Source organism: Roseovarius sp. MMSF_3281 (genome assembly GCF_030733685.1).
In the GTDB taxonomy this organism is placed as follows: domain Bacteria; phylum Pseudomonadota; class Alphaproteobacteria; order Rhodobacterales; family Rhodobacteraceae; genus Roseovarius.
The window spans coordinates 242,443-254,874 of sequence record NZ_JASHIM010000002.1; the positions used below are offsets into that span (position 1 = coordinate 242,443).

Annotated in this window: 12 protein-coding genes; 7 read left to right on the forward strand and 5 right to left on the reverse strand. The window is 61.8% G+C overall.

Features of this window, described 5'->3' with window-relative positions; all coding sequences use genetic code 11:
• Positions 1–15: 15 nt before the first annotated feature.
• The 3 genes from RBB32_RS03835 to secA all read right to left on the reverse strand — a co-directional run bounded on the left by RBB32_RS03835 (position 16) and on the right by secA (position 5,461).
• Positions 16–1,575, reverse strand: coding sequence for a phosphate ABC transporter substrate-binding/OmpA family protein (locus RBB32_RS03835; protein WP_306151359.1), 1,560 nt, complete (start codon positions 1,573–1,575; stop codon positions 16–18).
• A 25-nt stretch (positions 1,576–1,600) separates the two neighbouring features.
• Positions 1,601–2,641 carry a hypothetical protein gene (locus tag RBB32_RS03840; RefSeq protein WP_306151360.1) on the reverse strand — a complete coding sequence of 347 codons (1,041 nt, stop codon included), beginning with the start codon at positions 2,639–2,641 and terminating at the stop codon, positions 1,601–1,603.
• Between the two features lie 108 nt (positions 2,642–2,749).
• Positions 2,750–5,461, reverse strand: a complete 2,712-nt coding sequence (secA, locus tag RBB32_RS03845) for a preprotein translocase subunit SecA (protein WP_306151361.1) — start codon at positions 5,459–5,461, stop codon at positions 2,750–2,752.
• 128 nt (positions 5,462–5,589) lie between these two features.
• On the opposite strand from secA, the gene RBB32_RS03850 reads away from it, so the two are divergent.
• From RBB32_RS03850 to RBB32_RS03870, 5 genes are all read left to right on the forward strand, one after another.
• A complete protein-coding gene (locus RBB32_RS03850) occupies positions 5,590–6,510 on the forward strand; it encodes a peptidylprolyl isomerase (protein ID WP_371931009.1) in 921 nt (306 codons plus the stop codon).
• Between the two features lie 3 nt (positions 6,511–6,513).
• Positions 6,514–7,743: a bifunctional glutamate N-acetyltransferase/amino-acid acetyltransferase ArgJ gene (gene argJ, locus RBB32_RS03855; protein WP_306151362.1), complete on the forward strand. Its 1,230-nt coding sequence runs from the start codon at positions 6,514–6,516 to the stop codon at positions 7,741–7,743.
• Complete coding sequence (gene mutT, locus RBB32_RS03860) at positions 7,740–8,138, forward strand: 8-oxo-dGTP diphosphatase MutT (protein ID WP_306151363.1); 399 nt, start codon at positions 7,740–7,742, stop codon at positions 8,136–8,138. Before argJ ends, mutT begins: the two co-directional genes overlap by 4 nt.
• 84 nt (positions 8,139–8,222) lie before the next feature.
• Positions 8,223–8,861, forward strand: coding sequence for a DUF5671 domain-containing protein (locus tag RBB32_RS03865; RefSeq protein ID WP_306151364.1), 639 nt, complete (start codon positions 8,223–8,225; stop codon positions 8,859–8,861).
• Complete coding sequence (locus RBB32_RS03870; RefSeq protein WP_306151365.1) at positions 8,851–9,291, forward strand: hypothetical protein; 441 nt, start codon at positions 8,851–8,853, stop codon at positions 9,289–9,291. The genes RBB32_RS03865 and RBB32_RS03870 overlap by 11 nt, the downstream gene beginning before the upstream one ends.
• Here RBB32_RS03870 and RBB32_RS03875 read toward each other — a convergent pair.
• Positions 9,285–9,650: a hypothetical protein gene (locus RBB32_RS03875; RefSeq protein WP_306151366.1), complete on the reverse strand. Its 366-nt coding sequence runs from the start codon at positions 9,648–9,650 to the stop codon at positions 9,285–9,287. The genes RBB32_RS03870 and RBB32_RS03875 overlap by 7 nt on opposite strands.
• A gap of 88 nt (positions 9,651–9,738) precedes the next feature.
• A complete protein-coding gene (locus RBB32_RS03880) occupies positions 9,739–10,479 on the reverse strand; it encodes an N-formylglutamate amidohydrolase (RefSeq protein ID WP_306151367.1) in 741 nt (246 codons plus the stop codon).
• A gap of 201 nt (positions 10,480–10,680) precedes the next feature.
• Between RBB32_RS03880 and pyk the strand changes: the two genes are divergently transcribed.
• On the forward strand, positions 10,681–12,126 hold the full coding sequence (gene pyk, locus RBB32_RS03885) for a pyruvate kinase (RefSeq protein ID WP_306151368.1): 1,446 nt from the start codon (positions 10,681–10,683) through the stop codon (positions 12,124–12,126).
• 54 nt (positions 12,127–12,180) lie between these two features.
• Positions 12,181–12,405, forward strand: coding sequence for a hypothetical protein (locus tag RBB32_RS03890; protein WP_306151369.1), 225 nt, complete (start codon positions 12,181–12,183; stop codon positions 12,403–12,405).
• Positions 12,406–12,432 lie beyond the last annotated feature (27 nt).

The window sequence follows — 12,432 nt, forward strand, 5'->3', positions numbered from 1 at the left end:
TTGGCCCTTGGCGGATCACCGCACCCAGACCTCGACCCGGCGGTTCACCTGGCGGCCCCATGCGCTATCGTCGCAGGCCATGGGCATCGCCTCGCCAAAGGCTTCGACCTCAAGCTTGATGCGCGTCAGGTTGGCGGTTTCGGCGGCACTTGTCACCGCGTCGCGCACGGTTTTGGCCCGCCGCATGGCGATATCACGGTTGGCGGCGGCAGGGCCATCGCCATCGCTGAACCCCACGAAGACCAGACGCCGGGCATCGTAAAGCCCAACTTCCATGGCCCGGGCCAGTTGCCGCACGTTGGACCGCGATTGCGCATCCAACCGGGCCGAGCCCGCCTCGAACCGGAAGGTTGTGGTCAGCCGCCGCAGGGGGGCCAGCGTTTCGACCATGCGCTGCAACTCGCCAAGGCCCACTTCCGTGCCGGCGCGGGCGATGGCATTGGCAAACCGGTCGCCTTGCGCGTTGATCTCGATTTCCTCGGGGGACTGGTCAACAAAGCCGGCGCGGCGGATCACCAATTGCGCCGAGGGGTCGCGCATATAAGACATGAACTCGCGTACCAGCTTGGGAAAGCGGCGCGCGGGGGAATAAAGAAACAGCGGCGCGGTAAGCGGATAATCCTCGGTCTTCACGGCGCGTCGCGTCGCGCGCAGGGCAAAACCGCAGGCGCCCTTCAGGGCAAGTTCCCAGGTATTGCCGGTTTCCGAATGGCTGGTCACGCCAAGGGCGAAGGGGTCATCGGTCACGGCCTTTATCAGGCTGGGGGTGTCCGTGTGGCGTGTCGCGCTTTCAACCAAGGGTTTTTTCACCGGTCCCAGCAGGCGGGCGACCGTGGCCTGCCCCAGCCCCGAGCGCGCATCGCGCAGGTGCACGGCAATCGGTGCGTTGGGGCCACCCAGATCGCGCCAGTTGTCGATTTCACCGGCCAGCACGCGGGCCAGATCGGGCAGGGTGATGGCCTGTACCGGGTTGCTGGGAGCGACCACCGGCACCAGCGCATCCAGTGCCAGCACGCGGCTTCGTCCGCGCGCATCCAGATCGCCAAGCCCCGCGTCGCGGGCGCGGGTGATCTCGCCGCGCCGTGCCTCGCGCAGGGCCATGACCATATCGGTCTCGTTGGCCAACAGATCGGCAAAGCCTTCGTCGGTGTTGTTCAGGCGAAACGTGAATTCCCCGATCAGGCGCTTGGTTTCACCGTCGCTCAGGGCATAGGTGAACCGCCTTTCGTGCTCGGTGGTCCGCTCAAGGCCGTACCCGTTGCGGATGGCAAAGGCCTCGATCAGCGCGGGCATCAACACCCGGCCAATCACCGGCGCGCCCGAAAGGGTGACCCGCGCGACATAGTTTTCAAGGTTCGGACAACCCGGCCCGGCGCACAGCACGCCCGAGCCGTCCACCGTCAATTCGCCATAAACGGTATCGACGCGGTAAAACTCTCCGTCAAAGCCCAGAAGGTTGCCGGAAATCTCGACATCGCCATCACGTGACGTCAGCGTGACATCCTGTGCCAGCGCGGCGGTAACCGTGCAAAATAGACAAAGTGCGGCGCGAAACGCCGCACGTACCAATGACATCGAAGGCCCCCCCGGATACTGCGGATCAGTTGCGCGCGATCTTCAGGTCATTGAACATGTTTTTCAACACCAGATAATCCCCAATTGCGTCACATTCGGGCATTGCAAGCACGAGGTCGCTTGTTACAGGGGCGTCCGCGCCGGAAACCCGCAGGCTTTGTGCCTCGATATCGCGGCCACAGTTGGCGCGCGTCACCTCGGCCTCAAGCCGAAGATCAATCTCGCCGTCCTTTTGGGCGGTGAGCGTCGGGAAGGTGTAAACCTCGGCCATGCGCGCGCCGTCCATATCCGATGCGCCCAACCGCGTGATAAAGCCCCCCTCGCCACGGGCGGCCACGTCAAGGTCGCGGGCGGCTTCGGCCCAGATATGGCCGGCCTCACCATAATCGGCGCCATATTCAAACGCATGAACCTGAAGGCCTGATTTCCCCTGCCATTGCACGATATAGCGGTCGTAGTATTCGACCGACGAGACCTGCGCATTGGCAACCGCGCCCTCGCCATTGGCAAAGGCCACGATAAAAACCGCGTTTTCGGACAGCGCCGGTACGGTCATGCGCTTCATGCCGTCGTCGTCCGTCCGCGCGGTGAACATCATGCCGTTGTGATGCAGGGTGAAGCGTTCGTTCACCATGCAGGGGGCGTTCAGGTCAAGCTCCACCATGGCGGCGGCGGTTGGCGATGCCTTGATATCAATCCCGCAGGAGAATTCAGGCGCGGGTTCTTCCCGTGGCAAGGTGCCAACCGGCGGCTCTTGTGCCTTTGCCGGATCGAAGGCGGCGGCTGTCACGGGCGCCTGGGGCAGGCTTTGTGGCTGCGGTGCGGCCCGGGGTGGCGTGACCGAGTCGGCGGCTGTCAGTTGGATATCCGACAGTTCGAGCTTGGGCTCAGCCCCTGCTTCAGAGGCCTCAAGCGCGCCTATATCCTCTTTAATGACGGTCGCTTTGACAGGTTCAGGCGACAGGCTGGCCTTGTTGGATTCATCGCCCATCTGCATCAGAACCCCGATGCCAAGGGCACAACACAGGGTGCCGCCCGCAGTGATATAGCGTCTTAGCTTGGACATATCGTTCTCCCGAACCTGGAATAGGTCGGAAGGGACGGTAACCAAGGAAAAAGGCCGCCATATGGCAGCCTTTGGGAGTCATTGCGGCCTGATTTTGCGCGTTGCGCCTTAGCTCAGGCGCCCGTGACAGTGCTTGAACTTCTTGCCCGAGCCACAGGGGCAGGGCTCGTTCCGGCCGGGGTTGCCCCAAGTGGAGGGGTCATTTTCGTCAAAGCCTTCGGCGGCACCTTCGGGGGTGGGTTCGGCCACCTTGCTGCCGGGTTGGCGGGCCTTGGCGGCTTCTTCCATCTGGGCGCGCTGTTCCTGCATCTGGGCCAGCATGGCCTGCTGTTCTTCCTCGGTCATGGGCCGGATTTGCGACAGGCGTTGCGTGACGTCCTGGCGCAGGCTGTCCAGCATGGATTCGAACAGTTGGAAGGCCTCGTTCTTGTATTCATTGAGCGGATCGCGCTGTGCATACCCCCGGAAGCCCACGACGCTGCGCAGGTGCTCCAGCGTCAAAAGGTGTTCGCGCCATTTCTGGTCGATGGTCTGCAGCAGGATCTGCTTTTCGATGGCGCGCATGTTTTCGGGGCCGAAGGCGGCGGCCTTCTGGGCCATCATGTCATCGGCGGCGTTTTCCAGACGCTCGGCGATGTCGTCGTCATCGACGCCTTCCTCATCGGCCCAGTCCTGAATCGGCAGCTCCATGTTCAACTGTTCGACCACGGCCGCTTGAAGACCCTCGGTATTCCATTGGTCGGCATAGGTCTTGGGCGGCATGTATTGTTCGATCAGGTCGTCGATCACCTCGCCGCGCATATCCTGCACGATTTCCGACAGGTCATCGGCCTTCATGATGTCCAGGCGCTGGTTGAAGATCACCTTGCGCTGTTCGTTCATCACGTCGTCGAACTTCAACAACTGCTTGCGGATGTCAAAGTTGCGGCCTTCCACCTTGGCCTGCGCGCGTTCCAGCGATTTGTTGACCCATGGGTGAACGATGGCCTCGCCTTCCTTCATGCCCAGCGTCGACAGCACTTTTTCCAGTCGCTCCGAGCCGAAGATGCGCATCAGGTCATCGTCCAGCGACAGGAAAAACGCCGACCGGCCCGGGTCGCCCTGACGGCCCGAACGGCCGCGCAGCTGGTTGTCGATGCGGCGGCTTTCATGGCGTTCGGTGGCCAGAACGAAAAGGCCCCCGGCCTCTTTCACGGCGTCCTCGTCCTTGGCGTGCTCGGCTTCGATCTTTTCCCGGATCTCTTCGGGGTCGCCGTCGGGGGCGGCCTCCAGCGCTTCCATGACCTTGAAATCGGCATTGCCGCCCAGTTTGATGTCGGTGCCGCGCCCGGCCATGTTGGTGGCGATGGTCACCGCGCCCAGCTTCCCGGCATCGGCGACGATCTGCGCCTCTTGTTCGTGCTGGCGGGCGTTCAACACGTTGTGCTTGATCCCTGCCTTGGTCAAAAGCTGGCTCAGCGCCTCGGATTTCTCGATCGAGGTGGTGCCGACAAGGATAGGTTGGCCTTTTTCATGCGCTTCGCGAATCGACTCGACGATGGCGTCGAACTTTTCCTGCACGGTGCGGTAAACGGCGTCGTCTTCGTCAATCCGGGCAATCGGCTTGTTGGTGGGCACCTCGACCACGCCGAGGCCGTAGATCTCGGCAAATTCCTCGGCCTCGGTCGAGGCCGTGCCGGTCATGCCCGAAAGCTTTTCATACAGGCGGAAATAGTTCTGGAAGGTGACCTGCGCCAAGGTCACGTTCTCGGGCTTGATCTCACAGCCTTCCTTGGCCTCGATGGCCTGGTGCAGGCCTTCGGACAGGCGCCGCCCGGCCATCATCCGACCGGTGAATTCGTCGATCAGCATCACCTCGCCGTCGCGAACGATGTAATCGCGGTCCTTCAGGAAAAGTTTATGCGCCCGCAGGCCTTGGTTGACGTGGTGCACGATGGTGGTGCTTTCCGGATCGTAAAGCGATTGCCCCTCGTCCAGAAGGCCGTTGGTGTGCAGCAATTCCTCAAGGTATTCGTTGCCTTCGTCGGTGAAGGTCACGCTTTTGGATTTTTCGTCAATCGTGTAGTGATCGTCGCCAAGCTCGGGGATAAGCTTGTCGATGGCGACATAAAGGTCGCTGCGGTCCTGCGCCGGGCCGGAAATGATCAGCGGCGTCCGCGCCTCGTCGATCAGGATGCTGTCGACCTCGTCGACGATGGCAAAATGATGTCCGCGCTGGCTCATTTCCTCAAGCGAGGATTTCATGTTGTCGCGCAGGTAATCGAAACCCAACTCGTTGTTGGTCGCATAGGTGATGTCGGCGGCATAGGCCTGTTGCTTTTCGTCATCGGGCTGCTGCGGATAGACGACACCGGTGGTCATGCCCAAGGCGCCGTATACCTTGCTCATCCATTCGGCGTCGCGGCGGGCAAGGTAATCGTTGACTGTGACGATATGCACGCCCTTGCCGGTCAGGGCATTGAGGTAGGCGGGGAAAGTGGCGACAAGGGTTTTGCCCTCGCCGGTCTTCATCTCGGAAATATTGCCTTGGTGCAGGAAAATCCCGCCCATCAGCTGTACGTCGAAGGCCCGCAGGCCCAACGCCCGGCGTGCGCCCTCGCGGCAGTTGGCAAAGGCTTCGGGCAGGATGGCGTCAAGGTTTTCGCCGTTTTCGATCCGCGCCTTGAATTCGGCGGTTTTCTCGATCAGCCCCTCGTCGCTCAGGGACTCGTATTCGGGTTCCAATGCGTTGATCTTGGCGACCAGAGGGCGTGTCGCCTTGATCTTGCGGTCATTCGCGGTGCCGAAGATCTTCTTGGCGACGGTTCCAATACCCAACATGTGTTATCCGTTCCGGTCTTTTGCTTGTCCGTGAAAGGCAATTGCTTGCCCCGTCTGTCCTGCCACCCTAGAACGGGCAGGGAATGGCGGCTTTGCCTTGGCTTCAAGGCGATGTAAGGGGCCGCTGAATGAGTGTCAACGTCACGCGACGCCGCGTGGTGGCCACCACCGAACGCAAAGAAAGGTCTTTCATGCTACTCCGCACCTCGATTCTCTCTGCCATGGCGCTGGCTACGGGCCTGCTTACGGCGGCACCTGCTGCTGCGCAGGACACCCCCGACCCCGATGCCGTTGTCGCGACAGTGAACGGCACCGACATCACTCTGGGCCACATGATCGCCCTGCGCTCAAGCCTGCCGCAACAATACAACCAACTGCCCCCCGAAGTGCTGTTTGACGGCCTGCTGGAACAGTTGGTGCAGCAAACCCTTCTGATGCAAAGCTTCGAAGGCGACCTGTCGCGCCAGAGCGAGCTTTTGATCGAAAACGAGCGCCGCGCCGTCGTCGCCGGTGAGGCCATCACCCGGGTCATGGGCACCGAGCCGGATTCCGAGGCCGTGCAAGCCGCTTATGACGAGAAATACGGCAACGCCGAGGAAGAAACCGAATACAAGGCCGCCCATATCCTTGTCGAAACCGAGGACGAGGCAAAGGCCCTGATCGAGGAACTGGAAGGCGGCGCCGATTTCGCGGCGCTGGCACAGGAAAACTCGATTGGGCCGTCGGCCTCGAACGGCGGCGATCTGGGCTGGTTCGGTGCCGGCACCATGGTCGAGCCGTTTTTCAATGCCGTTGCGGAACTTGAAACCGGCGAGGTGTCGGACCCGCTTGAGACGCAATTCGGCTGGCATGTGATCACCCTCAACGAGACACGCATCAAGGAACAGCCCGCGTTGGACGACGTGCGCGCCGAACTGGAAGAACAACTGCGCCAGGCCGCCTTCGAAGAGCATGTCAAGAAACTGGAAGCGGACGGTGATGTCTCGCGCGCCGACACCTCGGGCATTGATCCCTCTGCCATCAACGACATGACCCTTCTGGAGGATTGATCCATGGGTGCCACGCCGCCGCGTTCCCCCTTGGCCCCTGCGGCCTTTCCAGCATTGCCCGAGGTGGGCGGTCTTAGCCTGGCCACCATCGAGGCCGGCGTTCGCTACGAAGGCCGTACCGACGTGATGCTGGCGCGGCTGGCACCCGGAAGCGTGGTGGCCGGGGCCTTTACCCGCTCGGCCACCCGTTCGGCCAACGTGTTGGATTGCCAGGCCAAGATCGCCACGCATTCCGACGAGGGCGCGGCGATCATCGTCAATTCCGGCAATTCCAATGCCTTCACGGGCAAGGCCGGGGATGGCTCGGTTTCGGCGATTTGCGAGGCGGTGGCGAAAGCCACCGGCCTGCCCGCCTCGCGCGTTTTCACCTCGGCCACCGGGGTCATCGGCGAACGCCTGCCGCATGACCGGATCACCGGCAAGGTCAAGGATTTGACAGCGGCGCTCGGGTCCGCCTCGCTTGAGGATGCCGCCGCGGCCATCATGACAACCGATACCTTTCCCAAGGGCGCGGGCACCACCGTGCAGATCGACGGGCAACCCGTGCATATCGCCGGCATCGCCAAGGGGTCGGGCATGATCGCTCCGGATATGGCCACGATGCTGGTCTATATCTTCACCGATGCCGCGATTGATCAGCCCACGCTGCAAACCATGGTTTCGGCGCTGAATGACAAGACCTTCAACTGCATCACCGTCGATAGCGATACCTCCACCTCCGACACGCTTCTGGTCGGGGCCACCGGGGCCTCGGGCATCCGCGTGACCGACATAAGCGTCGGCTTCATGGAAGGGCTGCGCAGCGTGATGTTGGATCTCGCGCATCAGGTCGTGCGTGATGGCGAAGGGGCCACCAAGTTCGTCGAGGTTTCGGTCACGGGCGCTGCCAGCGATGCCGATGCCCGCACCCATGCCCTTGCCATCGCCAACTCCCCGCTCGTCAAAACCGCCATTGCCGGCGAAGACCCCAACTGGGGCCGGGTGGTCATGGCCGTTGGCAAATCCGGCGCCAAGGCCGATCGCGATACCCTGTCGATCTGGTTCGGCGATACGCTGGTGGCCAAGGATGGCTGGATCAGCCAGGATTACAGCGAGGAAAAGGTCGCCGCCTACATGAAGAACCCCGAACTGGTGCTTCATGTCGATCTTGGCCTTGGCGGCGGTACCGCCCATGTCTGGACCTGCGATCTGACCCATGGCTATATCGATATCAACGCGGACTACCGGTCATGAAAACCGTACTCGTCTCTGCCGTTGCCCTGATTGATGTCGAGGGCCGTATCCTTCTGACCCAACGCCCCGAGGGCAAATCCATGGCCGGTTTGTGGGAGTTTCCGGGCGGCAAGGTCGAACCCGGCGAAACCCCCGAACACGCCCTCATTCGTGAGCTGCAGGAGGAGCTGGGCATCGACACATGGGAAAGCTGCCTCGCGCCGCTGACCTTCGCCAGCCACAGCTACGAGGATTTTCACCTTCTCATGCCGCTCTATGCCTGCCGCAGATGGGAAGGTTTCCCGCGGGGCCGCGAGGGGCAAACCCTGAAATGGGCGCGTGTGAACGAATTGCGCGACTATCCCATGCCCCCGGCGGATATTCCCCTTATCCCGGTCCTGCGCGATTGGCTTTAGGGCAGACCTGACTTGACGGCTGTCAAGGCGCACCGTCTTTTATTGGTGTGATCTGGTATGGCCGCAAGGCCGGAAAGGGGCCCCATGAAGAACTCCGATCAAATCGCCGACTTCGTACAAGAGGCGCTGAACGCGGGGCGTTCGCGCACCGAGATACAGCAAGCCCTGCATCAGGCCGGTTGGACAAACGCCGAAATTGATACCGGCCTCAAGGCGTGGGACGATACCGCCTTCTTGCCCCCCGTGCCGCGCCCGCGCCCCTTCGTTTCGGCGCGCGAAGCGTTTCTTTATGGCCTGATCTTCATCGCATTGGGCATGACCGCGTGGCACTTGACGATGCTCGGGGTGAACCTGATTGATTTTGCTTGGCCCGAACCCGAAGCTGACCATCGCCCTTATTACCGGCTGTCGTCCATCCGGTGGTCCATGGCGGCGCTCATCGTGTTTTTCCCGCTTTTTGCGTGGCTCAATCGCCGCGCCAATCGCGCGGTGCAAACCGACAAGGGCCTGCGCCGCTCGGTGGTGCGCAAATGGGTGGGCTATGTCGTGCTGTTCCTTGCCGCGTTGTCGCTTTTGGGCACGTTGGTTTTCGTGCTCTTTACGTTTCTCAATGGCGAGGCGACGCTCAAGTTCCTGTCGAAATCCGCCGTTGTCGCCGCGGTGTCGGGCGTGATCTTCCTTTATTATCGCGCACAATTGGCGGAGGATGACGATGGCGAATAACGCGTTTCCCCAATTCCTGCTTGGCGCGGGGGTCGTGGCGGCCCTGGCCGCCGGATTCTGGATCGTGGGCGGCCCCGAGACAGGGCGCATGGAAAGCCGCGACAAGACGCGCGCCGCCGATCTTCAAAGCCTGCAGCAGCATGTGATCTGCCTTGCCAATGACAATGGCCAAACCCTGCCAGAAACCATGGATGAAAACCCGGCCTGTCCGGCACCGCAACTGACAGACCGCTTCACTGACAGGCCCTATCGCTATAACCGCTTGTCAGACAGGATTTTCGAGGTTTGCGCCGAATTCGAACTTCCCGACCGCCTTTATCCGCATCCGCACTTTAACCCTGAAACCGGCTGTCGTCGGGTGACCTACAAAGCCACCCGCGACACTGAGAGGTTCAAGCCAATGCAACAGTTTGAGGTTGTACCTCAATAAACGTCGCCGCCTTGCACCCGCTTGGAAAACTCGGTGTCGCCGCCGCCACGGGTGGCCGACAGGGTATAGGGGCGGATGGTTTCCAGAACCTCGATCTCATCGCGCACCACGCGGCGGCCATGCACCTCGTCCAATGCGGCGATGATTGCATCGCGCTCCGCCGCGTCGTCGGCAATACCGCGCGCGGTGATGTCACGGCCCGCAACACGGGTCTCGACCCGATGGATCGCGCCATCGGCCACGCCGGTTGCTGCCTGTGCAATCTTGGCTTCCATGGTTCCGGCCTGGTGGTTCGCGCCCCAAAGCCCAAGACCGGCCACACCGGCAATCAACACACCGGCCCCAAGCGTTTTGCGCATGGTTCACCCCCTTAGTCCATTACCGGAATGAAACGGCCTGACCTGTCTCAAGGCAAGGGGAAAAGGCGCGCTGCCCGATCAAAACCGGCTAGACGCCCGCGGTTTCCGCAGCCTCTTGCAAAATCGGTGCCAATCTCTTGGCCCATGCCGCCTGATCGGCCTCGGCCGCGATCAGGTCGTTGCGCAACTCGATCAAGACATTGGGCCGCTGGTAGGCGATCGCGTGGCGCGCGATGGCATCGCCGGGCAGGTGCCCGCCATAGGGCTGGTTTTCACCGATGCAAAGATCGTGTTCTCGATGCAGCCGGGCGATCAACGGGCGGCTTAACCGCTCATCGGCGGCATAAAGCACCCCCACATGCCAAGGCCGCGGCGGGCGCCCCTGCAATTGCGGTGTAAAGCTGTGGATCGAAACGATGATCGTATCGTCCCGTCGCGCGGCCAGTTCCGCCAAGGCCGTGTGATAGGGTCGGTAACAGCGGTTCAGCCGCAACTCCAATTCCTCGTCTTCGGCGTGGCGATTGGTCGGAATGATCGTGCCGTCGTAAAGCTTCATCAAAAGGGTCGGGTCGTCCTCGCCCCGGTTCGGATCAATCACTAGGCGCGAGAAATTCGACAGGATCACCGGCGCACCCATGGCTTCGCCCAAGCCTCGCGCCAATCCCGCCGCGCCCACGTCATAGGCGATATGGCGGGTCATATCCGTCTCGGCCAAGCCAAGGCTGCCCCCATTCACGAAGGGCGGCACGGTATTGGCCGCGTGGTCACAGGTAATAAGCCAACGGGCGGGGCGGTCTGCCCCTTCGATGTAAAACGGAGTGTACGTCATGCGCCTGTTAAGTCCTTTTGGCACCCTCTATGACAATTGCAGGCAGAAGTGAATTGAGTAATAAATTCGCATCACCTATGATAGCGCTAACAATTCCCTGGCAAAACCCGCCTCGTGTCCTTAAGGCATTGACAGGCCGGGCTTGGCACGGGACACCGACAGCGCGACTTTGAAGATATTGAAACGCAAGGACACCCCCGCATGAGACGCCACCGCAACGTCAAGATCGTGGCCACCCTTGGCCCCGCGTCCTCGGATTACGATACAATCCGTGCGCTGCACGAAGCGGGCGCCGATGTGTTCCGCCTGAACATGAGCCACGGCCTCCATGAGGAGATCGCCGAGAAACACCGCATCATCCGGCAGGTCGAGGAAGAGTTGCAAAGCCCGATCGCCATCCTGGCCGACCTGCAAGGCCCCAAGCTGCGCGTCGGCACCTTTGCCAATGGCGAAGAAGAGCTGGAGGAAGGCGCGCCCTTCCGTCTTGATCTGGACGAAGCCGAAGGCGACGCCAGTCGCGTTTGCCTGCCCCACCCCGAGATTTTCGCAGCCCTCGAAGTGGGGGCGACCCTGCTGGTCAACGATGGTAAAATCCGCCTGAAAGTTACCGACTGCGGCAAGGATTACGCCCAGACCGAGGTTGTCATCGGTGGCACCATCTCAAACCGCAAGGGCGTGAACGTGCCCGACGTGGTGCTGCCCCTCGCCGCCCTGTCGGAAAAAGACCGCAAGGATCTGGAATTTGTCTGCGATCTCGGCGTCGATTGGCTTGCGCTCAGTTTCGTACAACGCCCCGAGGATGTGATCGAGGCCCGCGATCTGGCCAAGGGCCGTGCCGCGATCCTGTCGAAAATCGAGAAGCCCGCAGCCGTTGAGCGCTTTGACGCGATCCTCGATGCCTCGGACGGGATCATGGTGGCGCGCGGCGATCTGGGGGTGGAACTGCCCGTTCAGAACGTGCCGCCGATCCAGAAGCGCCTTGTGCGCCGGTGCCGGTCCATGGCCAAGCCGGTGATCGTCGCCACCCAGATGCTTGAATCGATGATCGAATCGCCAATGCCCACCCGCGCCGAGGTGTCGGATGTGGCCACCGCTATCTACGAAGGCTCCGACGCGATCATGCTGTCGGCGGAATCGGCGGCGGGGGATTACCCGGTCGAGGCCGTGACCACCATGGACAATGTCGCCCGCGAGGTCGAGGACGACCCGACCTACCGCGAGGTCATCGAAGCCTCGCGCAAGGCCAGCCGCACAACCGTTGCCGATGGCATCGTTGCCGCCGCCCGCGAGATTGCCGAAACCACGGATATCAAGGTCATCTGCTGCTTTACCCAATCGGGCACCACCGCCCTTCTGACGGCCCGCGAACGCCCCCGTGTGCCGATCATGGCCATGACCAACATGCGTGGCACGGCCCGGCGCCTCGCCCTCAGCTGGGGGGTGAACTGTGTCATGACGGGTGAGCTTGAGCGCTTCAAACAGGCCGTCCTCAGCGCTGCGGGCGCGGCCCGTGACCAAGGCTATGCCGAGGCGCTGGATCAGATTGTCGTTACCGCGGGCGTGCCCTTCAATGTTCCGGGGACAACCAACATTCTGCGCGTGGCCCCCTGTCAGGAAAGTTTGATTTACGCGACCGAACCGGGCTAATATTCCCTCTGTTCCGTCAAGTGTAGTGTGCAAGAGTAGTGTAGGAGACCAACCATGGACCCGGATCTGGCTTTCGTCATTGGCTTTGTCCTGTTGGTTTTCTCTGTCCCGTCGATTGTCTCGGCCATCACCGAAGGTCGCGCCCCGCGGGTCGCGGCGTTCACGATTCTCGCGGGCGGTGCCCTTGTGATTTATGCCTTGGGAACGAAACCGGGCGGCTATGCCATCAACGAAATCCCCAACATCTTCGTGCAGGTGATTGCAAGGTATCTCACCTGACGCCTATTGCTTTGACGACCCCGCGCG